Below are 22238 nucleotides of genomic sequence, written 5' to 3'. Positions count from 1 at the left end.
GCAATAAAGCTGACCAAATGGCTAGGTAGAGGCGGATATTTCCCCGTCTGTGTGCTAGTTTTGCCCCGTCTTACGCGATGTCTCAGCGTTAAGCGTGCATTCAGCATTTGTCGGGTCGAACCAAACCCTGATTTCGGTATCTATAACCCCGATCTGTCGTGGTTGTAACCGGGGTGCCAGATTCACAAGATCTGGCTCGATGGCTGACACTGCACTCTGCAATCCAAATGAATTTGATAGGGAAGGAACACCACAATGGCTATTACTAAAGACCAACTGATCGCTGATATCGCTGAAGCTATCGACGCGCCGAAAACCACCGCGCGTAACGCCCTGGACCAACTGGCCCAGATCGTTGCTGATCAATTGGAAAATGGCGGCGAAATCACTCTGCCAGGTATCGGCAAACTGAAAGTGACCGAGCGTCCTGCCCGTACTGGCCGTAACCCATCGACTGGCGCTGCCATCGAAATCGCTGCCAAGAAAGTTATCAAGCTGGTTGTGGCTAAAGGCCTGACCGACGCTGTTAACAAGTAATACTTGCAGTGAAACCGTGCTCAGAAGTCTTCCGGGCACGGTTTGTGTGACACCGATTCACGCAAGGTGAATCGTCTTTGAATCCCCCGCCTCTTTAGCTCTTCCTAACCCAGCGTTCCTGACCCCAGGCCTGTTGCTGTGCCTTGTCCTTGAAGGTCCAGGCGACGAAGCGGCTCTGTTTCTGTCCCTGGGACATTTCCACCACTTGGCTTTCCAGTACTCCGGCTTTTTTCAGTGCGCTTTCAATGGCTGGCAGGTTTGAAGCCTTTGACACCAGGGTGCTGAACCACAGCACTTGCTGGCCGACGCCTGCGCTCTCGCTGATCAACTGACTGACGAAACGGATCTCACCGCCCTCGCACCAGAGTTCCCGTGCCTGGCCGCCGAAGTTCAGCACTGGCAGCTTGCGCTTGGGATCGGCCTTGCCCAGGGCTCGCCACTTGCGCTGGCTGCCGCGTGTCGCTTCGTCCAGGGAGGCATGGAAGGGTGGGTTGCACATCGTCAGGTCGAAGCGCTCGGTACTTTCCAGCAGGCCGGTGAGGATCTGCCTGGGATTGCCTTGCTGGCGCAGGCTGATGGCCTTGTTCAAGCCGTTGGCCTGGACGATGGCCTTGGCCGCAGCCAGGGCGGTGCTGTCGATGTCCGAACCGAGGAATTGCCAGCGGTAGTCGCTGTAGCCGATCAGGGGGTAGATGCAGTTGGCGCCGACGCCGACATCCAGCACCCGCACGGCCGCGCCACGAGGGATTTCACCCTGGTTGTGGCTGGCCAGCAGATCGGCGAGGAAATGCACATAGTCGGCGCGGCCGGGCACTGGGGGGCAGAGAAAGTCCGCCGGAATGTCCCAGTGGGCAATGCCGTAGAAGGCCTTGAGCAGGGCCCGGTTGAACACCCGCACGGCTGCCGGGTCGGCGAAGTCGATGCTTTCCTTGCCATAGGGGTTGAAGATCACGAATTGCCCCAGCTCCGGGGTGCTCTTGATCAGTTGTGGGAAGTCGTAGCGCCCCTGGTGGCGATTGCGCGGGTGCAGGCTGGCTTTTTCCCGGGGGGCGGCGGCTTTGGCTGGGGAGGCAGGCTTGGGTTTTTTGCGCGCAGGCTTGGGAGTGTTGGGGGCGGTCATGGGGGGATCGATTCGGGGCTGGTTCAAAGTGGCGGGCATTGTCCCATATCTTGCGGCATTGGGGCGGGAGGCTTCGCCGCCGGCAAGCCGGCCCCTGCCAAAGCACCGTCTACTGGTAGGAGCTGGCTGGCCAGCGAAAGCGATCTGCCGCCAATAAAAAAGGGAGGCCTTTGCGGGCCTCCCTCTTTCACGCTGCGCGAATCGCCGTTACAGGCTGGAGATCCGTGCGTGCTGCTCTGCCAGCTTGCCCAGAGCCTGTTCGGCTTCGGCCAGTTTGGCGCGCTCCTTCTCGATCACTTCGGCCGGAGCCTTGTCGACGAAGGAGGCGTTGGACAGCTTGCCGCCCACTCGCTGCACTTCGCCTTGCAGGCGCTGGATTTCCTTGTCCAGGCGCGCCAGTTCGGCGCCCTTGTCGATCAGGCCGGCCATGGGTACCAGCACTTCCATCTCGCCCACCAGAGCCGTGGCGGACAGCGGCGCTTCGTCGCCGGCACCCAGCACAGTGATGGATTCGAGTCGGGCCAGCTTCTTCAGCAAGGCTTCGTTCTCGGTCAGGCGACGCTGGTCTTCGGCGCTGACATTCTTCAGGAACAGGGCCAGGGGCTTGCCCGGGCCGATGTTCATCTCCGCGCGAATGTTGCGAGTGCCGAGCATCAGGCCTTTGAGCCATTCGATGTCGTCTTCGGCGGCCTGGTCGATGCGTGCTTCATTGGCCACCGGCCAAGGCTGCAGCATGATGGTCTTGCCTTCGGCGCCGGCCAACGGTGCCAGGCGCTGCCAGATTTCCTCGGTGATGAACGGCATGAACGGATGCGCCAGGCGCAGGGCCACTTCCAGCACGCGCACCAGGGTGCGACGGGTGCCGCGCTGGCGTTCAACCGGCGAGTTCTCGTCCCACAGCACGGGCTTGGACAGCTCCAGGTACCAGTCGCAGTACTGGTTCCAGATGAACTCGTACAGGGCCTGGGCGGCCAGGTCGAAACGGAACTGGTCGAGCTGACGGGTCACTTCAGCTTCGGTGCGCTGCAGTTGCGAGATGATCCAGCGGTCCGCCAGGGACAGCTCGTAAGCCTCGCCGTTCTGACCGCAGTCTTCGCCCTTGTCCAGTACGTAGCGCGCGGCGTTCCAGATCTTGTTGCAGAAGTTGCGGTAACCCTCGACGCGGCCCATGTCGAACTTGATGTCGCGACCGGTGGTGGCCAGGGAGCAGAAAGTGAAGCGCAGGGCGTCGGTGCCGTAGCTGGCGATGCCGTCGGCGAATTCGGCGCGGGTCTGTTTCTCGATGGCTTTCTGTAGTTTTGGCTGCATCAGGCCGGTGGTGCGTTTCTGTACCAGAGTTTCGAGGTCGATGCCGTCGATGATGTCCAGCGGGTCGAGGACGTTGCCCTTGGACTTGGACATCTTCTGGCCCTGGCCATCGCGGACCAGGCCATGGACGTACACCGTCTTGAACGGAACCTGCGGCGTGCCATCCTCGTTCTTCACCAGATGCATGGTGAGCATGATCATCCGGGCGACCCAGAAGAAAATGATGTCGAAGCCGGTGACCAGCACGTCGGTCGGGTGGAAGGTCTTGAGGAAGTCGGTCTGTTCCGGCCAGCCCAGGGTGGAGAAGGTCCACAGGCCCGAGCTGAACCAGGTGTCGAGCACGTCGTTGTCTTGTTGCAGGGCAACGTCCGGACCGAGGTTGTGCTTGGCGCGGACTTCGGCTTCATCGCGGCCGACATAGACCTTGCCCGACTCGTCGTACCAGGCCGGAATCCGGTGGCCCCACCACAGCTGGCGGCTGATGCACCAGTCCTGGATGTCGCGCATCCAGGAGAAGTACATGTTTTCGTACTGCTTGGGCACGAAGGCGATGCGACCGTCTTCCACGGCAGCAATGGCAGGTTCTGCCAGCGGCTTGGTGGAGACGTACCACTGGTCGGTAAGCCATGGCTCGATGATGGTGCCGGAGCGGTCGCCCTTCGGCACTTTCAGGGCGTGGTCGTCGACGCTGACCAGCAGGCCGGCGGCGTCGAAGGCGGCAACGATCTGCTTGCGCGCCTCGAAGCGATCCAGGCCCACGTACTCGGCCGGGATCTTGCCGTCGATGGTTTCGTTGAGGCTGCCGTCCAGGTTGAACACCTGGCAGGCCGGCAGTACGGCGGCGTTCTTGTCGAAGATGTTGAGCAGCGGCAGGTTGTGGCGCTTGCCGACTTCGTAGTCGTTGAAATCGTGGGCCGGGGTGATTTTCACGCAGCCGGTGCCGAACTCAGGGTCGCAGTAGTCATCGGCGATGATCGGGATGCGACGGCCGACCAGGGGCAGTTCGACGAACTTGCCGATCAGCGCCTTGTAGCGCTCGTCTTCAGGGTTCACCGCGACGGCGGAGTCGCCGAGCATGGTTTCCGGACGGGTGGTGGCGACGATCAGGTAGTCGTTGCCTTCAGCGGTCTTGGCGCCGTCGGCCAGCGGGTAGCGCAGGTTCCACAGGAAGCCTTTCTCGTCGTGGTTTTCCACTTCCAGATCGGAAATCGCTGTGTGCAGTTTGGTATCCCAGTTCACCAGGCGTTTGCCGCGGTAGATCAGGCCGTCTTCGTGCAGGCGGACGAAGGCTTCCTTCACCGCTTCCGACAGGCCGTCGTCCATGGTGAAGCGCTCGCGGCTCCAGTCCACGGAGGAGCCCAGGCGACGGATCTGGCGGCTGATGTTGCCCCCGGACTGATCCTTCCACTCCCAGACTTTTTCGAGGAATTTTTCCCGACCCAGATCGTGGCGATTCTGGCCCTGGGCTTCGATCTGACGCTCCACCAGCATCTGTGTGGCGATACCGGCGTGGTCGGTACCCGGCTGCCACAGGGTGTTGCGACCCTGCATGCGGCGGAAGCGGATCAGGGCGTCCATGATTGCGTTGTTGAAGCCATGGCCCATGTGCAGGCTGCCGGTGACGTTCGGCGGCGGGATCATGATGGTGTAGGAGTCGCCCGCGCCTTGCGGGGCGAAGTAGTTCTCGGACTCCCAGGTCTGGTACCAGGAAGTTTCAATGGCGTGCGGCTGGTAGGTCTTATCCATGCGCGGCGGGACCCTATTGGCATTTATTCAGGAAAAGCCGGGAAGTATAGCGGAGGGGGGCAGTTGCAAGCCACTGGACAGCAGTCCAAGTGGCAAGCTTTAAGTCGCAAGGAACGCCTGGCCGTATTTTTCCGGCAGCTTGGGGGGGGGAGGCGCAGCTTGTCGCTGCGGCTACGGCTTGCCGTTGGTGGCTGCTGCGAGCAGGCGTTCCAGGCGGGCGTCGAGGCGGCGCTTGATTTCGGTTTCGATGTGCGGAGCGAAATCGTCGATCACGTCTTGCATGATCAGCTGTGCGGCGGCGCGCAGTTCGGTATCCAGATGCAGCAGGGCATCGGCACTGTTGCTGGTAGGGGCGGATTTGGCTACGGGAGCCGGTGCTGGAGCAGGGGCTGGTGCCGCCACTTGAACTGGGGCAGGGGCCGGTGCAGCTTGCGGTTTGGCTTGCGCTGCGGGAGCGGCTTCGGTTTCGGCAGGTTGCTGGCTGCCCACCATGTCGAACAGCAGGGGGATTTGCACTTCGCCGCTCACAGTCTCGGTAAGCAGCGGCGGTTGCAGATTGTCATCGCCGAGCAGTTGGCGGATCGACTCGAGATCGTCCAGCAGATGCGCGGGCTTTTGCAGCGGGTTGGGAGTGTCCATCGGGTGCTCAGAGTCGCTGTAAACGGTGATCTTGCAGAGGATAGCCCTGTTCGCGATAGAAACGGAAACTCTCGCGGGCCGCCTGACGAATAGTCGGATCTTCCACCACCACTTCGGCAATTCGGGCAAAGCGCGGTGCGAAGGTCGGTACTTTCAGGTCCAGGTTCACCAGCAGGTCGTTGTGGTCGCCGGGGTCCTGGCCCAGGCCGAGCACGATCAGGCCGTCGGCTTCGCTTTCCGCCGGGCCGTGGGGAACAAAGGCTTCGCCCTTGAAGCGCCACAGGCGGGCATCGAGCTCGTCCCGTTGTTGCGCGTCGCTGCAATGCAGGTAGATGCGATGGCCCATGCGCCAGGCCTTGTCGGTGAGTTTGCAGGCAAAATCCAGGCGCGCAGCAGGGTCCGCGCTGGGAAGAATATAGAAGTCGACTTTGGTCATTGAGATTCCTGAGCCGGGGAGGGCGCTGCCTTCAAGCGACGCCCTCCGCAGTCATGGTTTTCAGGCTTTGGCGCGGTCCAGCAGGTATTGGGTCAGCAGGGGCACGGGACGGCCGGTGGCGCCCTTGTCCTTGCCGCCGCTGGTCCAGGCGGTGCCGGCGATATCCAGGTGCGCCCAGTTCAGGTTCTTGGTGAAGCGCGAGAGGAAGCACGCGGCAGTGATGGTCCCGGCTTTCGGCCCGCCAATGTTGGCGATGTCGGCGAACGGGCTGTCCAGTTGCTCCTGGTACTCATCGAACAGCGGCAATTGCCAGGCGCGGTCGTCGGCTTGCTGGCCGGCGCTGAGCAGTTGGCCGATCAACTCGTCGTTGTTGCCCAGCAGGCCGGACGTATGGGCGCCCAGGGCGACCACGCAGGCACCGGTCAGGGTGGCGATGTCGATCACGGCCTGGGGTTTGAAGCGTTCGGCGTAGGTCAGGGCGTCGCACAGCACCAGGCGGCCTTCGGCGTCGGTGTTGAGGATTTCCACGGTCTGGCCGCTCATGGTGGTGACGATATCGCCAGGCCGTGCAGCGCCGCCGCTGGGCATGTTCTCGGCGCAGGCCAGGATGCAGACCAGGTTGATCGGCAGTTGCAGTTCGAGCACGGCACGCAGGGTGCCGAACACGCTGGCGGCGCCGCCCATGTCGTATTTCATTTCGTCCATGCCGGCGCCCGGCTTGAGGCTGATGCCGCCGGTGTCGAAAGTGATGCCCTTGCCCACCAGGGCAAACGGCTTCTCGGACTTCTTGCCGCCGTTGTACTGCATGACGATCAGGCGTGGCGGCTGGTCGCTGCCCTGGCCTACGGCATAGAACGAGCCCATGCCCAGTTCCTTGATCTTCTTCTCGTCGAGGACTTCGACTTTCAGACCCTTGAACTCCTTGCCCAGGGCCTTGGCCTGTTCACCCAGGAACGTCGGGTGGCAGACGTTTGGCGGCTGGTTGCCTAGGTCGCGGGTAAAAGCCATGCCGTTGGCGATGGCCTGGGCGTGGGTCACGCCGCGCTCGACTTCAGCCTGGGCGGCCTTGATCGTCAGCAGGGTGATTTTCTTCAGGGCGCGGGGTTCTGCTTTCTGGCTCTTGTAGCGGTCGAATACGTAGCCGCCGTCCACCAGGGTTTCCGCCAGCAGACGGGTCTTGCCGTAGCTGTCGCGACCTTTGACCACGACTTCATCCAGAGCCAGCACGGCATCGCTGCCACCCAGCCCCTTGAGGGTGGCGAGTACACCACTGATGATCTTGCGGAACGGGCGGTCGCCCAGTTCCTCATCCTTGCCGACGCCCACCAGCAGCAGGCGTTCCGCCTTGAGCTTGGCCACACCGTGCAACAGCAGGCTCTGACCGACCTTGCCGGCCAGGTCGCCGCGCTTGAGCACGGCGCTGATGGCGCCGCCGCTGAGTTCGTCGAGTTGCTTGGCTACGTTGCCGAGTTTGCGGCCTTCGCCGACGGCGACCACCAGGGTGGCGGTCTTCAACGTTTCCGGGCTAGCGCTTTTTACAACCAGTTCCATGTCTGGGTCCCTGAATGAATGGTCAAAGAGCGCAGGAAAGACTCCGGCGCGGGGCTTATCTATATAGAAGAAGACGTCGCGTGCTGCCGACGACAAAGCCGCCAGTTTGAACCTCGCCGCTTGCGGCTGACAACCCTCGTCTTGGCCAAGTTCGCCGCTTTAGAGCGCCGGGTGAGCATCCTCCGTGACAGGCGCGCGCAATCACAGGATAATGCGCCATCTTTTTTCGGCGGCCCTGCATTTGGGGTCGGCTCGATACGTTTGCTTGTTCGGCCGCCTTAGCCTGACAACCCTGGAGTGTCTGGTTTGATCGTCTTTCGTTATCTATCCCGCGAAATCCTGCTGACCCTGAGTGCCGTGAGTGCGGTGCTGCTGGTCATCATCATGAGCGGGCGCTTCGTCAAGTTCCTCGCACAAGCCGCCTCGGGCGCCCTGGACCCGGGCTCGCTGTTCCTGATCATGGGCTTTCGCCTGCCGGGTTTTTTGCAGCTGATCCTGCCATTGGGGCTGTTCCTGGGCATTCTCCTGGCTTACGGCCGGCTCTATCTCGAAAGCGAGATGACCGTGTTGTCGGCTACCGGCATGAGCCAGCAGCGTCTGCTAGGCATGACCATGATCCCGGCGGCCCTGGTGGCCTTGCTGGTGGCCTGGTTGAGCCTGAGCCTGGCGCCGCAGGGGGCCAACCAGTTCCAGTTGCTGCTGAACAAGCAGGACGCCCTGACCGAGTTCGACACCCTGGTGGCCGGGCGCTTCCAGGCGCTCAATGATGGCACTCGGGTGACCTATACCGAGCAGCTGTCCGAGGATCGCACCAATCTTTCCGGGGTGTTCATCTCCGAAAAGCGTCTGAGCCGGGAGAAAAAGGACCAGGGCATTTCGGTGCTGGTGGCCGAGAAGGGGCACCAGGACATTCGTCCCGACGGTAATCGCTACCTGATCCTGGAAAACGGCTATCGCTATGACGGCAATCCAGGTGAGGCCAACTATCGGGTGATCAAGTACGACACCTACGGCGTGCTGCTGGAGCGACCGGATGTCAGCGACGAAGTCACCGATCGCGATGCCATGCCCACTGCTGACCTGATCGGCAAGAATGACCTGCGGGCCCGTGCCGAGCTGCAATGGCGTCTGTCCCTGCCGTTGCTGGTGTTTATCGTGACCTTGATGGCGGTGCCGTTGTCCCGGGTCAACCCGCGCCAGGGCCGCTTCCTCAAGCTGATCCCGGCCATCCTGCTGTATATGGCGTACCTGACCATCCTGATCGCGGTACGTGGCGCCATGGAGAAAGGCAAGATCTCGCCAACCCTGGGGCTGTGGTGGGTTCACCTGCTGTTCCTGGGCATTGGCCTGGGCTTGATGTACTGGGAACCGTTGCGTTTGAAAATGGCGAGTCGTCGCAGTATGAAGGAGATGGCTCGTGGTTAAGCTCGATCGCTACATCGGTAGCAGTGTGTTCATGGCTATTCTTGCGGTCCTGGGGATCATCCTCGGGCTGGCTTCGCTGTTTGCCTTCATCGATGAGATGGGCAGTGTCAGCGATACCTACACCGTGATGGACGTGATGAGCTACGTGGTCCTCACCGCCCCGCGCCGGGTTTATGAAATGTTGCCGATGGCCGGCCTCATCGGCTGCCTGATCGGTCTTGGCTCCCTGGCCAGCAACAGCGAACTGACCATCATGCGTGCTGCCGGCGTCTCTGTCGGTCGTATCGTCTGGGCGGTGATGAAACCGATGCTGGTGCTGATGCTGGTGGGCGTGCTGGTGGGTGAATACGTAGCGCCGGCCACCGAGACCCAAGCTCAGGCCAGTCGCGCCCTGGCCCAGGGTTCCGGTGATGCCCAGAGTTCCAAGCACGGCCTGTGGCACCGTCAGGGCGAGGAGTTCATCCATATCAACGCAGTGCAGCCCAATGGCCTGCTGTATGGCGTGACTCGCTACCACTTCGATGACAATCACCATATGTTGTCGTCGAGTTTTGCTCGTCAGGCACGTTTCCACGAAAACTACTGGCAGCTGACGGATGTCACCACCACCTATTTCCGTGAAGGTCACACCGAGGTCATCAGCGTTCCCGACGAGCGTTGGGACGTGGCTCTGAGCCCGCAACTGCTGAGCACCGTGGTCATGGCGCCGGAGTCTCTGTCTATCAGTGGTCTGTGGGGCTATATCCATTATCTGGCCGACCAGGGCTTGAACAATGGTCGTTACTGGCTGGCGTTCTGGGTCAAGGTGCTGCAGCCGCTGGTGACGGCGGCCCTGGTGCTGATGGCGATTTCCTTCATTTTCGGACCGCTGCGTTCGGTGACCCTGGGTCAGCGAGTGTTCACGGGCGTATTGGTGGGTTTCACCTTCCGCATCGCTCAGGACCTGCTGGGGCCTTCGAGCCTGGTGTTCGGTTTCTCGCCGCTGTTCGCGGTGCTGGTGCCGGCGGGTATCTGTGCCATTGCAGGCTTCTGGCTATTGCGCCGGGCCGGCTGATTCAGCGGCTCTGTCAGGTTTTTAGCGCAACGCCCCGGTCCCTGGATCGGGGCGTTTTTGCATTTGACAAACGCTGACAGGCGAGCGTGACGCTCGTGCCGAGTATCAGGTACAATTCCCGGCTATTTTTCGGCGGGCCCTGCCTGCAGCCTTTTTGAGTGTTCATCCGTGAGTGATTTGAGTCATATCCGCAATTTCTCCATCATCGCCCACATTGACCATGGCAAGTCGACTCTGGCCGATCGCTTCATCCAGATGTGCGGCGGCCTGGCCGAGCGCGAAATGGAAGCCCAGGTTCTGGACTCCATGGACCTTGAGCGTGAGCGCGGGATCACCATCAAGGCCCACAGCGTCACCCTCTATTACAAAGCCAAAGATGGCATTACCTACCAGCTGAACTTCATCGATACCCCGGGCCACGTGGACTTCACCTATGAAGTCAGTCGCTCCCTGGCGGCCTGTGAAGGTGCACTGCTGGTGGTGGACGCTGGCCAGGGCGTTGAAGCCCAGTCGGTTGCCAACTGCTACACCGCCATCGAGCAAGGTCTGGAAGTGATGCCGGTGCTGAACAAGATCGACCTGCCCCAGGCCGATCCTGAGCGGGTCAAGGAAGAGATCGAGAAAATCATCGGTATCGATGCCACTGACGCCGTGACTTGCAGCGCCAAGACCGGCCTGGGCGTGGACGAGGTGCTCGAGCGCCTGGTGACCACCATTCCGGCACCGACCGGCAATATCGAAGACCCGCTGCAAGCGCTGATCATCGACTCCTGGTTCGACAACTACCTGGGCGTTGTGTCCCTGGTGCGTGTGCGTCACGGCCGGGTGAAGAAGGGTGACAAGATCCTGGTGAAATCCACCGGCAAGATCCACCTGGTGGACAGCGTCGGCGTCTTCAACCCCAAACACACCGCCACCACTGACCTCAAGGCCGGTGAAGTGGGCTTCATCATCGCCGGCATCAAGGACATTCACGGTGCGCCGGTGGGTGACACCCTGACCCTGAGCTCGACCCCGGACGTGGAAGTGCTGCCAGGCTTCAAGCGCATCCAGCCGCAGGTCTACGCCGGCCTGTTCCCGGTCAGCTCCGACGACTTCGAGGATTTCCGCGAAGCGTTGCAGAAGCTCACCCTCAACGACTCGTCGCTGCAGTACACCCCGGAAAGCTCCGACGCCTTGGGCTTCGGTTTCCGTTGTGGCTTCCTCGGCATGCTGCACATGGAGATCATCCAGGAGCGCCTGGAGCGCGAATACGACCTGGACCTGATCACCACAGCGCCGACGGTGATCTTCGAGCTGCTGCTGAAGAACGGTGAAACGATTTATGTCGACAACCCGTCCAAACTTCCGGATCTGTCGGCGATTGAAGACATGCGCGAGCCGATCGTGCGGGCCAACATTCTTGTGCCGCAAGAGCACCTGGGCAACGTCATAACCCTGTGCATCGAGAAGCGCGGCGTGCAGCACGACATGCTGTTCCTCGGTAGCCAGGTCCAGGTGACCTACGATCTGCCGATGAACGAAGTGGTACTGGACTTCTTTGACCGCCTGAAATCCACCAGCCGCGGCTATGCTTCGCTGGACTACCATTTCGACCGTTATCAATCGGCTAATCTGGTCAAGTTGGATGTGCTGATCAACGGTGAGAAAGTCGACGCCCTGGCGTTGATCGTCCACCGTGACAACGCCCATTACAAAGGGCGTGCGTTGACCGAGAAGATGAAGGAACTGATTCCTCGGCAGATGTTTGACGTGGCAATTCAGGCCGCCATTGGCGGGCAGATTGTGGCGCGGACAACCGTCAAGGCTCTCAGAAAGAACGTACTGGCCAAATGCTACGGCGGCGACGTCAGCCGTAAGCGCAAGCTGTTGGAAAAGCAGAAGGCCGGTAAGAAACGCATGAAGCAAGTGGGCAACGTGGAAATTCCACAAGAAGCCTTCCTTGCTGTGCTCAGGTTGGATAGTTAGGTCCTATGTCACTAAATTTCCCGCTGTTGCTGGTCATCGCTGTCTTTGTCTGCGGTCTCTTGGCGTTGCTCGACCTGGTGTTTCTGGCACCGCGTCGGCGCTCGGCCATCGCCAACTATCAGGGCAGCGTCAGCCAGCCGGATGGGCTGGTGGTCGAAAAGCTGAGCAAGGAACCGCTGCTGGTTGAATACGGCAAGTCGTTCTTTCCGGTGCTGTTCATTGTCCTGGTGCTGCGTTCGTTCCTGGTGGAACCGTTCCAGATTCCATCGGGCTCGATGAAGCCGACCCTGGATGTGGGCGACTTTATCCTGGTGAACAAGTTTTCTTACGGGATCCGCCTGCCGGTGATCGACAAGAAAGTCATCGAAGTCGGTGATCCGCAGCGCGGCGATGTCATGGTGTTCCGCTATCCAAGCGACCCCAACGTCAACTACATCAAGCGTGTAGTCGGCCTGCCGGGTGATGAAGTGCGCTACACCAGCGACAAGCACCTGTTCGTCAACGGCCAGTCGGTGGCAGAGCAGTTGGTTGGGGCTGAACCCGGCACCTTGGGCAGCGCCGAGCTGTACAAGGAAAAGCTCGGTGCCGTCGAGCACTTGATCCGCAAGGAAATGAGTCGCTACCGGCCCGCGCCGGACGGGCGTTGGGTGGTGCCTGCCGGGCATTACTTCATGATGGGCGACAACCGCGACAACTCCAACGACAGTCGCTACTGGGACGATCCGAGTATTCCCAAAGACCTGCTGGGCATGGTTCCCGACAAGAATATCGTCGGCAAGGCCTTCGCAGTCTGGATGAGCTGGCCCGAACCGAAACTCAGCCACCTGCCGAATTTCTCGCGGGTTGGCCTGATCAAGTAATCACACACGGCGCTGTTGAACACAGCGCCGAATGCTTTTCTGGCTCTTGTATAAAACGCCCTTGCCCTCGGGCATCGCGTAACAGCCTTATGGCCAGAAGCATGCAGTCAACGATATTCAGGATGTGGATTTGAACACAGCGTTAATTGCCACCCGCACCTCGTGCGCGGCCCATAGGATGGCGAGTTTCGGCAACGAAATCAGCGTGGGTAAACCGTGAGCGTTTCTTTGAGCCGTCTCGAGCGTCAGCTCGGTTATACCTTCAAGGATCAGGAGCTGATGCTCCTGGCACTCACCCATCGCAGCTTTGCCGGGCGTAACAACGAACGCCTGGAGTTCCTCGGTGATGCCATTCTCAACTTCGTGGCCGGCGAGGCGTTGTTCGAGCGCTTCCCCCAGGCCCGCGAAGGCCAGCTGTCGCGTTTGCGCGCACGCCTGGTGAAAGGTGAAACACTGGCGGTACTGGCCCGTGGTTTCGACCTGGGTGAATACCTGCGCCTGGGCTCCGGCGAGTTGAAGAGCGGCGGTTTCCGTCGTGAATCGATCCTCGCCGATGCCCTGGAAGCCCTGATCGGTGCGATCTACCTGGACGCCGGCATGGAAACGGCCCGTGACCGCGTGTTGTCCTGGCTGGCCTCGGAGTTCGAGAGCCTGACCCTGGTAGACACCAACAAGGACCCCAAGACCCGGCTGCAGGAGTTCCTCCAGTCTCGTGCCTGTGAACTGCCGCGCTATGAAGTGGTGGATATCCAGGGCGAACCGCACTGCCGGACATTCTTCGTTGAATGTGAAGTCACCTTATTGAATGAAAAAAGCCGAGGTCAGGGTGTGAGCCGTCGTATTGCCGAACAGGTAGCGGCCGCCGCAGCACTGATTGCCCTGGGCGTGGAGAATGGCCATGACTGATTCAACCGCAACACGCTGTGGCTATGTCGCCATCGTCGGCCGCCCCAACGTGGGCAAGTCGACGCTGCTCAACCACATCCTCGGCCAGAAGCTGGCGATCACTTCGCGCAAGCCTCAGACCACACGCCACAACATGCTCGGGATCAAGACCGAAGGCGCCATCCAGGCGATCTACGTCGACACCCCCGGCATGCACAAGAGCAACGAAAAAGCCCTCAACCGCTACATGAACAAGACCGCTTCGGCGGCCTTGAAAGATGTGGACGTGGTGATCTTCGTGGTTGACCGCACCAAGTGGACCGACGAGGACCAGTTGGTCCTGGAGCGTGTCCAGTACGTGCAGGGTCCGGTGATCCTGGCGATCAACAAGACCGACCGCATCGAGGACAAGGCCGAGCTGATGCCGCACCTGACCTGGCTGCAGGAGCAACTGCCGAACGCCGAGATCGTGCCGGTTTCCGCGCAGCAGGGGCATAACCTCGAAGCCCTGGAAGGCCTGATCGCCAAGCACCTGCCGGAGAACGAGCACTTCTTCCCGGAAGATCAGATCACCGACCGCAGCTCGCGTTTCCTGGCTGCCGAACTGGTGCGCGAGAAGATCATGCGCCAGTTGGGTGCCGAGCTGCCGTACCAGATCACCGTGGAAATCGAAGAGTTCAAGCAGCAGGGCAAGACCCTGCATATTCACGCCTTGATCCTCGTCGAGCGCGACGGTCAGAAGAAAATCATCATTGGCGACAAGGGTGAGCGGATCAAGCGCATCGGCATGGAGGCGCGCAAGGACATGGAGCTGCTGTTCGACTCCAAGGTCATGCTCAACCTCTGGGTCAAGGTCAAGGGCGGCTGGTCCGACGACGAGCGCGCCTTGCGCTCCCTGGGCTACGGCGACCTCTGATGCACTTCGCCGGCAAGCCGGCTCCTACACCTTCCTGTAGGAGCCGGCTTGCCGGCGAACAGCTGCAACCCCTTCTCCGGACCCGGTTCCCTCTCTTCCCCTGAGATCCCCCGCAACCATGTCCAGCAACGCCCCAGTCGGCCAGCTCGCCTACGTCCTGCACAGCCGCGCCTACCGCGAAAGCAGTGCCCTGGTGGATTTCCTTACCCCCCAAGGTCGCCTGCGTGCTGTCCTGCGTAATGCACGGGGCAAGGCCGGTACCCTGGCGCGACCCTTCGTCCCTCTGGAAGTCGAGTTTCGCGGCCGTGGCGAGCTGAAGAACGTCGGACGTATGGAAAGTGCCGGCATTGCATCCTGGCTCAATGGCGAAGCGCTGTTCAGTGGTCTGTACCTGAATGAACTGCTGATCCGCCTGCTGCCGGCGGAAGATCCCCATCCGGCCGTATTCGACCACTACGCGGCAACCTTGCTGGCCCTGGCTGAAGGGCGGCCCCTGGAGCCGCTGCTGCGGGCCTTCGAGTGGCGTTTGCTGGATGATCTGGGTTACGGCTTCGCCCTGGACAGTGACATCCACGGGGCACCCATTGCTGCCGATGGCCTGTATCGCCTGCAGGTGGATGCCGGCCTGGAGCAGGTGTTCCTGCTGCAACCGGGTCTGTTCAACGGCACCGAGCTGTTGGCCATGGCCGAGGCCGACTGGAGTGCTCCTGGCGCGTTGTCGGCAGCCAAGCGCCTGATGCGCCAGGCCCTGGCAGTGCATCTGGGCGGGCGTCCTCTGGTCAGTCGCGAGCTGTTTCGCAAGCCCTAGGCGTGGCTGCCGTTTTGGCCGCTCGCCGCGATAGCCCAGCTGGCGCCGTCATTCTGCGTTCGAGCAAATGGCAACAGACCCTGTTCTCCCCGTATGCTGTGCGCCGAATCTTCATTCATTCAGGAGCGCTTTCGTGACCACCAGCAATCGCATTCTTCTTGGCGTGAACATTGATCACGTTGCCACCCTGCGCCAGGCCCGCGGCACTCGTTACCCTGATCCGGTCAAGGCCGCGCTGGACGCGGAAGAGGCGGGCGCCGACGGCATCACTGTGCACCTGCGCGAAGACCGTCGGCATATCCAGGAGCGCGACGTGTTGCTGCTCAAGGACGTGCTGCAGACCCGCATGAATTTCGAGATGGGCGTCACCGAAGAAATGATGGCTTTTGCCGAGCGCATCCGCCCGGCGCATATCTGCCTGGTGCCGGAAACCCGTCAGGAGCTGACCACCGAAGGCGGTCTGGATGTGGCGGGTCAGGAGGCGCGGATCAAGGCGGCGGTGGAGCGGCTGTCGAAAATCGGGTCCGAAGTGTCCCTGTTCATCGACGCCGACGAGCGTCAGATCGAGGCCTCCAAGCGCGTCGGAGCGCCGGCCATCGAGTTGCACACGGGCCGCTATGCCGACGCCCAGACGCCGAGTGAAGTGGCCGATGAGTTGCAGCGTATCGTCGACGGGGTTGCCGTGGGTCTGGCACAGGGGCTGATCGTCAATGCCGGTCATGGCCTGCATTACCACAACGTTGAAGCGGTGGCAGCGATCAAGGGCATCAATGAACTGAACATCGGCCATGCCCTGGTGGCTCATGCCCTGTTCGTCGGTTTCAAGGGCGCGGTGGCCGAGATGAAAGCGCTGATCCTGGCGGCTGCGGCCAAGGCCTGAATGGACTTCGCCGGCAGGCCGACGCCTACACAACCTCTGTAGGCGCCGGCCTGCCGGCGAATGCTTTTAGAGCGGCGGATTCTCTTCCGTCGGCTTGGTCTTGTTGACCCCCGGTACATGCAGGTTGCCCTCGGCAACCTGATCGCCTTCCAGCTGCGGCTGGGTCACCCAGGTCAGGATGTCGTAGTAGCGGCGGATGTTGGCCACGAAATGCACCGGCTCGCCGCCTCGGGCATAGCCGTAGCGGGTCTTGCTGTACCACTGCTTCTGTGACAGCCGCGGCAGCATCTTCTTCACATCCAGCCACTTGTTCGGGTTCAGGCCTTCCTTCTCCGCCAGCTTGCGGGCGTCGTCCAGGTGGCCGGTGCCGACGTTGTAGGCCGCGAGGGCGAACCAGGTGCGATCCGGCTCCTCGATCTTGTCGTCCAGTTGTTCCTTGATATAGGCCAGGTACTTGGCGCCGCCGCTGATGCTCTGCTTGGGGTCCAGACGGTTGGACACACCCATGGCCTGGGCGGTGTTCTGGGTCAGCATCATCAAACCGCGTACGCCGGTCTTGGAGGTCACCTCGGCCTGCCACATGGATTCCTGGTAACCCACGGCCGCCAGTAGTCGCCAGTCGACCTTTTCCTGCTTGGCCGAGGCCTTGAAGTGCTTTTCGTACTTGGGCAGGCGCTGCTGCAGGTGCTGGGCGAAGGTGTAGGCGCCGACATAGCCGAGCACGTCCACGTGACCGTAATAGCGGTCCTTGAGGCGTTGCAGGGTGCCGTTCTTCTCGACCTTGTCGAGGAAGCTATTGATCTCGTTGAGCAGGCTGTTGTCGTCGCCGGCGGCCACCGCCCAGCTCTGGCTGCGGGCGTCCCCAAGGTCGAAGGCCACCCGCACATTGGGGAAGTACACCTGGTTCATCGCCAATTCATTGGAGTCCACCAGGGTCAGGTCGATCTGTCCCTCGTCCACCATGCGCAGTAGGTCCACGACTTCCACGGCGTCGGACTCTTCGTATTCGATACCGGGGTACTTGAGCTTGAGCTCCGCCAGTTGCTCGGCGTGGCTGCTGCCCTTGAGCACCATGATGCGCTTGCCCAGCAGATTTTGTGCGCTGGTGGGGCGGGACTGGCCATTGCGATAGATGACTTGCGGGGTGACTTGCAGATACGGATGGGAAAACCGGACTTGCTGCTTGCGCTGTTCGCTGCTCACCAGGCCGGCGGCGGCCAGCACCGGACCCTTGGGTTGGCCCAGCTGGTTGAACAGATCGTCGAGGTTGTCGGCGGTCTCGATCTTCAGCTCCACCCCCAGATCGTCGGCGAAGCGCTTCACCAGCTCGTACTCGAAGCCGGTTTCGCCGTTGCGGTCCTGAAAGTAGGTGGCGGGGCTGTTACGGGTGATCACCCGCAGCACACCATCCTCCTTTACGCGCTCAAGGGTGCTGGGTTTCTCAACACAGGCGCCGAGCATCAGGAAGAGTCCGGTTACGATGAGCCACTTGGCGCAGCGCGGACGTAAAGCCATAGGGGAAAACATTGGCGCAGTATACGCAAAGGATAACGGCCGCCATATCTCGACAGCGAAGGGCTTGTCTGCTAGCGCTGGGCGGCCTGGGCTGGAGGCCTCAAGAATGGGGCTTCGGCCGTCAATGTGACGATTAAAATAACCCACGGTAATGACCTTGATGAGCCTTTGTTATAGGCCGTCGGGGCCGGACCGACGTCCGGGGGCGCCCCGGTTTGCGTTTCGAGTGCCGATGCCAACGGTTTACGTTAGAATGCACGGCCTCAAAGCACACCCCCTTCCCGAGGCTGTCCCGAAGATGTTGATCCTGCGCGGCGCTCCTGCCCTTTCTGCCTTTCGCCACAGCAAACTCCTTGAGCAACTGAGCCAGAAGGTTCCGGCTGTCAGTGGCTTGTATGCTGAATTCGCTCACTTCGCCGAAGTCACCGGCGTCCTGACCGGCGACGAACAGCAGGTGCTTGCGCGCCTTCTGAAGTACGGCCCCAGCGTTCCGGTACAAGAGCCGACTGGTCGTCTGTTCCTGGTCCTGCCACGTTTCGGCACCATTTCTCCGTGGTCGAGCAAGGCCAGTGATATCGCCCGCAACTGTGGCCTGGCGAAGATCCAGCGCCTGGAGCGCGGCATTGCTTTCTACGTCGCCGGTGAATTCAGCGACGCTGACGCACAGTTGATCGCCGAAGCGCTGCACGATCGCATGACCCAGATCGTCCTGGGTAACCTGGAGCAGGCTGCCGGCCTGTTCAGCCACGCCGAACCCAAGCCGCTGACGGCCATCGACATTCTCGGCGGCGGTCGCGCAGCGTTGGAAAATGCCAACAGTGAGCTGGGCCTGGCCCTGGCCGAAGACGAAATCGATTACCTGATGAGCGCCTTTCAGGGCCTCAAGCGCAATCCCCACGACATCGAACTGATGATGTTCGCCCAGGCCAACTCCGAGCATTGCCGCCACAAGATCTTCAACGCCAGTTGGGATATCGACGGCCAGAGCCAGGAAAAAAGCCTGTTCGGCATGATCAAGAACACCTACCAGATGCACAGCGAAGGTGTGCTGTCTGCTTATAAGGACAACGCGGCGGTCATCGTCGGTTCCGTTGCCGGGCGTTTCTACCCGAACCCTGATACCCGCCAATACGGTGCGGTGCAGGAGCCGGTGCACATCCTGATGAAGGTCGAGACCCACAACCACCCGACCGCCATTGCTCCATTCCCCGGCGCTTCCACCGGTTCCGGCGGCGAAATCCGTGACGAAGGCGCCACCGGTCGCGGCGCCAAGCCGAAAGCCGGCCTCACCGGCTTTACCGTGTCCAACCTGCAGATCCCGGGCTTCGAACAGCCTTGGGAAGTGCCGTATGGCAAGCCAGAGCGCATCGTCACCGCCCTCGACATCATGATCGAAGGCCCACTGGGTGGCGCGGCGTTCAACAACGAATTCGGCCGTCCGGCCCTGACCGGTTATTTCCGTACCTTCGAGCAATCCATTACCACGCCTCGTGGCGATGAAGTTCGTGGTTACCACAAGCCGATCATGCTGGCGGGCGGCATGGGCAACATCCGTGACGAGCACGTACAGAAAGGCGAGATCACCGTCGGCTCCAAGCTGATCGTTCTCGGCGGCCCGGCCATGCTCATCGGCCTGGGCGGCGGCGCCGCATCTTCCATGGCCACCGGCACCAGCTCGGCGGACCTGGATTTTGCTTCGGTACAACGTGAAAACCCGGAAATGGAACGCCGTTGCCAGGAAGTCATCGACCGTTGCTGGCAGCTGGGGGACAACAACCCCATCAGCTTCATCCACGACGTGGGCGCCGGAGGCCTGTCCAACGCCTTCCCGGAACTGGTCAACGACGGTGGCCGCGGCGGTCGCTTCGAACTGCGCAACATCCCCAACGACGAGCCGGGCATGGCCCCGCACGAAATCTGGTCCAACGAATCCCAGGAACGTTATGTTCTGGCGGTGGGCGCGGCAGACTTCGAACGCTTCAAGGCCATCTGCGAGCGCGAGCGCTGCCCATTTGCGGTGGTCGGCGAAGCCACTGCCGAGCCACAGCTGACCGTGACCGACAGCCACTTCGGCAACAGCCCGGTGGACATGCCTCTGGAAGTGCTGCTGGGCAAGGCCCCGCGCATGCACCGTTCGGCGGTTCGGGAAACCGAGTTGGGTGACGATTTCGATCCGAGCACCTTGGACATCGCCGAGAGCATCGAGCGCGTCCTGCATCACCCGGCCGTGGCCAGCAAGAGCTTCCTGATCACCATCGGTGACCGCACCATCACCGGCCTTGTGGCTCGCGACCAGATGGTCGGCCCGTGGCAGGTGCCGGTGGCTGACGTGGCCGTGACCGCCACCAGCTTCGACGTCTACACCGGTGAAGCCATGGCCATGGGTGAGCGCACTCCGCTGGCCCTGCTGGATGCCCCAGCGTCCGGCCGCATGGCCATCGGCGAGACCCTGACCAACATCGCGGCGTCGCGCATCAACAAGATCAGCGACATCAAGCTCTCGGCCAACTGGATGTCCGCTGCCGGCCACCCGGGTGAAGACGCGCGTCTGTACGACACCGTCAAGGCGGTGGGTATGGAGCTGTGCCCAGAGCTGGGCATCACCATCCCGGTGGGCAAGGACTCCATGTCCATGGCCACCCGCTGGAACGAAGAGGGCGTGGACAAGAGCGTCACCTCGCCGCTGTCGCTGATCGTCACTGGCTTCGCACCGGTCGCGGACATTCGTCAGACCCTGACCCCGCAACTGCGCATGGACAAGGGCACCACCGATCTGATCCTGATCGACCTCGGTCGCGGTCAGAACCGCATGGGCGCCTCGATCCTTGCCCAGACCCACGGCAAGCTCGGCAGCCAGGCGCCGGACGTTGATGACGCCGAGGACCTGAAAGCTTTCTTCGCCGTGATCCAGGGCCTCAATGCCGACGGTCACCTGCTGGCTTACCACGACCGTTCCGACGGTGGTCTGCTGGTCAGCGCCGTGGAAATGGCCTTCGCCGGTCACTGTGGCCTGAACCTGAGCCTCGACGCTGTAGCGGAAAACGCTGCGGAAATCGCCGCCATCCTGTTCAACGAAGAGCTGGGTGCGGTGATCCAGGTGCGCCAGGATGCCACTCCTGATGTGCTGGCCCAGTTCAGCGCCGCCGGTCTGGGCGACTGCGTGGCCGTGATCGGCCAGCCGATCAACAACGGTGAAGTGAGCATCTCCTACAACGGCGAAAGCGTATTCACCGGCCAGCGTCGTCTGCTGCAGCGTCAGTGGGCAGAAACCAGCTACCAGATTCAGCGCCTGCGGGACAACGCCGAGTGCGCCGAGCAGGAATTCGACGTCCTGCTGGAAGAAGACAACCCGGGCCTGAGCGTCAAGCTGGGCTTCGACGTCAACCAGGACATCGCCGCGCCTTACATCAAGAAGGGCGTGCGTCCACAGGTGGCGGTACTGCGTGAGCAGGGCGTCAACGGCCAGGTGGAAATGGCAGCGGCCTTTGACCGCGCCGGCTTCAACGCCATCGACGTGCACATGAGCGATATCCTCGCTGGTCGTGTCGACCTCAACGACTTCAAGGGCATGGTTGCCTGCGGCGGCTTCTCCTACGGCGACGTACTGGGCGCCGGTGAAGGCTGGGCCAAGTCGGCGCTGTTCAACAGCCGCGCACGGGATGCCTTCCAGGGCTTCTTCGAACGTACCGACAGCTTCACTCTGGGTGTGTGCAACGGTTGCCAGATGATGTCCAACCTGCACGAGCTGATCCCGGGTAGCGAGTTCTGGCCGCACTTCGTGCGCAACCGCTCCGAGCAGTTCGAAGCCCGGGTGGCCATGGTCCAGGTCCAGGAGTCGAACTCGATCTTCCTGCAGGGCATGGCGGGTTCGCGGATGCCGATCGCCATCGCCCACGGTGAAGGCCATGCGGAGTTCGAAAGCGAAGAAGCGCTGCTGGAAGCCGATCTGTCCGGTTGCGTGGCCCTGCGCTTCGTCGACAACCACGGCAAGGTCACCGAGCGTTACCCGGCCAACCCGAACGGTTCGCCGCGCGGGATCACCGGTCTTACCAGCCGCGACGGTCGCGTCACCATCATGATGCCGCACCCTGAGCGGGTATTCCGTGCCGTGCAGAACTCCTGGCGTCCGGATGACTGGAACGAAGATGCGGCGTGGATGCGCATGTTCCGCAACGCTCGCGCCTGGGTGAACTGAGGCTGATGTACAAGCTCAGCTTCTTCGTGCCTCCCAGCCATGTGGAGCCGGTCAAGAGCGCCGTATTTGCCGCCGGTGGCGGACGTATCGGCGCCTATGACCAGTGCGCCTGGCAGGTGCTCGGCCAAGGCCAGTTTCGCCCGTTGGATGGCAGCCAGCCGTTTCTCGGGCAGACCGGTCAGGTGGAGCGAGTGGAGGAATGGAAAGTCGAGCTGGTGGTGGCCGATGAACTGATTGCTGATGCAGTGGCGGCCCTCAAGCAGAGCCATCCCTACGAGACGCCGGCTTATGAAGTCTGGCGCCTGGAAGCGTTCTGAGGTTATCCACCGATAAAAAGCCCGCTGAACCGGAGACGGTCAGCGGGCTTTTTTGTGGGTCTTTGCCTGTAGGAGCCG

General features: G+C 61.6%; 17 protein-coding genes. 11 read left to right on the top strand and 6 right to left on the bottom strand.

All coding sequences use genetic code 11. The annotated features are described in order from the left end of the window. Window positions 1-255: 255 nt before the first annotated feature. Window positions 256-537: an HU family DNA-binding protein gene (locus FW796_RS03395; RefSeq protein WP_003440137.1), complete on the top strand. Its 282-nt coding sequence runs from the start codon at window positions 256-258 to the stop codon at window positions 535-537. 94 nt (window positions 538-631) lie between these two features. On the opposite strand, the gene rlmF is transcribed toward FW796_RS03395, so the two are convergent. From rlmF to FW796_RS03370, 5 genes are all read right to left on the bottom strand, one after another. Continuing rightward, a complete protein-coding gene (rlmF, locus tag FW796_RS03390) occupies window positions 632-1657 on the bottom strand; it encodes a 23S rRNA (adenine(1618)-N(6))-methyltransferase RlmF (RefSeq protein WP_446439014.1) in 1026 nt (341 codons plus the stop codon). 207 nt (window positions 1658-1864) lie between these two features. Next, window positions 1865-4711, bottom strand: coding sequence for a valine--tRNA ligase (locus FW796_RS03385; protein WP_402890376.1), 2847 nt, complete (start codon window positions 4709-4711; stop codon window positions 1865-1867). Window positions 4712-4882: 171 nt separating this feature from the next. Beyond that, on the bottom strand, window positions 4883-5350 hold the full coding sequence (locus FW796_RS03380; protein ID WP_446439013.1) for a DNA polymerase III subunit chi: 468 nt from the start codon (window positions 5348-5350) through the stop codon (window positions 4883-4885). A 7-nt stretch (window positions 5351-5357) separates the two neighbouring features. Next, window positions 5358-5786: a DNA polymerase III subunit chi gene (locus FW796_RS03375; protein WP_346633511.1), complete on the bottom strand. Its 429-nt coding sequence runs from the start codon at window positions 5784-5786 to the stop codon at window positions 5358-5360. 60 nt (window positions 5787-5846) lie between these two features. Next, window positions 5847-7337, bottom strand: coding sequence for a leucyl aminopeptidase (locus FW796_RS03370; RefSeq protein WP_404938290.1), 1491 nt, complete (start codon window positions 7335-7337; stop codon window positions 5847-5849). A gap of 306 nt (window positions 7338-7643) precedes the next feature. Between FW796_RS03370 and lptF the strand changes: the two genes are divergently transcribed. The 8 genes from lptF to pdxJ all read left to right on the top strand — a co-directional run bounded on the left by lptF (window position 7644) and on the right by pdxJ (window position 16133). Then, window positions 7644-8762: an LPS export ABC transporter permease LptF gene (gene lptF, locus FW796_RS03365; RefSeq protein ID WP_346633509.1), complete on the top strand. Its 1119-nt coding sequence runs from the start codon at window positions 7644-7646 to the stop codon at window positions 8760-8762. Further along, on the top strand, window positions 8755-9816 hold the full coding sequence (lptG, locus tag FW796_RS03360) for an LPS export ABC transporter permease LptG (RefSeq protein ID WP_404938292.1): 1062 nt from the start codon (window positions 8755-8757) through the stop codon (window positions 9814-9816). Before lptF ends, lptG begins: the two co-directional genes overlap by 8 nt. Window positions 9817-9984: 168 nt before the next feature. Then, entirely contained in the window at window positions 9985-11784 is a 1800-nt protein-coding gene (gene lepA / locus FW796_RS03355; RefSeq protein ID WP_123727581.1) for a translation elongation factor 4, read from the top strand. Window positions 11785-11789: 5 nt separating this feature from the next. Next, a complete protein-coding gene (lepB, locus tag FW796_RS03350) occupies window positions 11790-12644 on the top strand; it encodes a signal peptidase I (protein WP_346633507.1) in 855 nt (284 codons plus the stop codon). 216 nt (window positions 12645-12860) lie between these two features. Then, window positions 12861-13550 carry a ribonuclease III gene (gene rnc / locus FW796_RS03345; RefSeq protein WP_102861278.1) on the top strand — a complete coding sequence of 230 codons (690 nt, stop codon included), beginning with the start codon at window positions 12861-12863 and terminating at the stop codon, window positions 13548-13550. Continuing rightward, a complete protein-coding gene (gene era, locus FW796_RS03340; RefSeq protein ID WP_404938293.1) occupies window positions 13543-14445 on the top strand; it encodes a GTPase Era in 903 nt (300 codons plus the stop codon). Before rnc ends, era begins: the two co-directional genes overlap by 8 nt. 118 nt (window positions 14446-14563) lie before the next feature. Beyond that, on the top strand, window positions 14564-15253 hold the full coding sequence (gene recO, locus FW796_RS03335; protein WP_047301927.1) for a DNA repair protein RecO: 690 nt from the start codon (window positions 14564-14566) through the stop codon (window positions 15251-15253). Window positions 15254-15386: 133 nt separating this feature from the next. Further along, window positions 15387-16133, top strand: coding sequence for a pyridoxine 5'-phosphate synthase (gene pdxJ / locus FW796_RS03330; protein ID WP_060842554.1), 747 nt, complete (start codon window positions 15387-15389; stop codon window positions 16131-16133). Between the two features lie 66 nt (window positions 16134-16199). On the opposite strand, the gene mltF is transcribed toward pdxJ, so the two are convergent. Further along, window positions 16200-17660 carry a membrane-bound lytic murein transglycosylase MltF gene (mltF, locus tag FW796_RS03325; RefSeq protein WP_404938294.1) on the bottom strand — a complete coding sequence of 487 codons (1461 nt, stop codon included), beginning with the start codon at window positions 17658-17660 and terminating at the stop codon, window positions 16200-16202. 286 nt (window positions 17661-17946) lie between these two features. Between mltF and purL the strand changes: the two genes are divergently transcribed. Both purL and FW796_RS03315 read left to right on the top strand, forming a co-directional pair. Then, window positions 17947-21843, top strand: coding sequence for a phosphoribosylformylglycinamidine synthase (gene purL / locus FW796_RS03320; protein WP_446439012.1), 3897 nt, complete (start codon window positions 17947-17949; stop codon window positions 21841-21843). Between the two features lie 5 nt (window positions 21844-21848). Beyond that, the gene (locus FW796_RS03315; protein ID WP_346633735.1) at window positions 21849-22160 is read left to right on the top strand and encodes a YqfO family protein; all 312 of its coding nucleotides are present in this window, start codon (window positions 21849-21851) and stop codon (window positions 22158-22160) included. Window positions 22161-22238 lie beyond the last annotated feature (78 nt).

The sequence above is a fragment of the Pseudomonas sp. 910_21 genome (assembly GCF_052850735.1).
This window is presented reverse-complemented; position numbering and strand designations above follow the sequence as displayed.

Excerpts from the sequence above, each read along its gene's own strand:
- FW796_RS03395 (WP_003440137.1), top strand. The coding sequence starts at position 256 with ATGGCTATTACTAAAGACCAACTGATCGCTGATATCGCTGAAGCTATC.
- rlmF (WP_446439014.1), bottom strand. The coding sequence starts at position 1,657 with ATGACCGCCCCCAACACTCCCAAGCCTGCGCGCAAAAAACCCAAGCCT.
- FW796_RS03385 (WP_402890376.1), bottom strand. The coding sequence starts at position 4,711 with ATGGATAAGACCTACCAGCCGCACGCCATTGAAACTTCCTGGTACCAG.
- FW796_RS03380 (WP_446439013.1), bottom strand. The coding sequence starts at position 5,350 with ATGGACACTCCCAACCCGCTGCAAAAGCCCGCGCATCTGCTGGACGAT.
- FW796_RS03375 (WP_346633511.1), bottom strand. The coding sequence starts at position 5,786 with ATGACCAAAGTCGACTTCTATATTCTTCCCAGCGCGGACCCTGCTGCG.
- FW796_RS03370 (WP_404938290.1), bottom strand. The coding sequence starts at position 7,337 with ATGGAACTGGTTGTAAAAAGCGCTAGCCCGGAAACGTTGAAGACCGCC.
- lepB (WP_346633507.1), top strand. The coding sequence starts at position 11,790 with ATGTCACTAAATTTCCCGCTGTTGCTGGTCATCGCTGTCTTTGTCTGC.
- era (WP_404938293.1), top strand. The coding sequence starts at position 13,543 with ATGACTGATTCAACCGCAACACGCTGTGGCTATGTCGCCATCGTCGGC.
- recO (WP_047301927.1), top strand. The coding sequence starts at position 14,564 with ATGTCCAGCAACGCCCCAGTCGGCCAGCTCGCCTACGTCCTGCACAGC.
- mltF (WP_404938294.1), bottom strand. The coding sequence starts at position 17,660 with ATGTTTTCCCCTATGGCTTTACGTCCGCGCTGCGCCAAGTGGCTCATC.
- purL (WP_446439012.1), top strand. The coding sequence starts at position 17,947 with ATGTTGATCCTGCGCGGCGCTCCTGCCCTTTCTGCCTTTCGCCACAGC.
- FW796_RS03315 (WP_346633735.1), top strand. The coding sequence starts at position 21,849 with ATGTACAAGCTCAGCTTCTTCGTGCCTCCCAGCCATGTGGAGCCGGTC.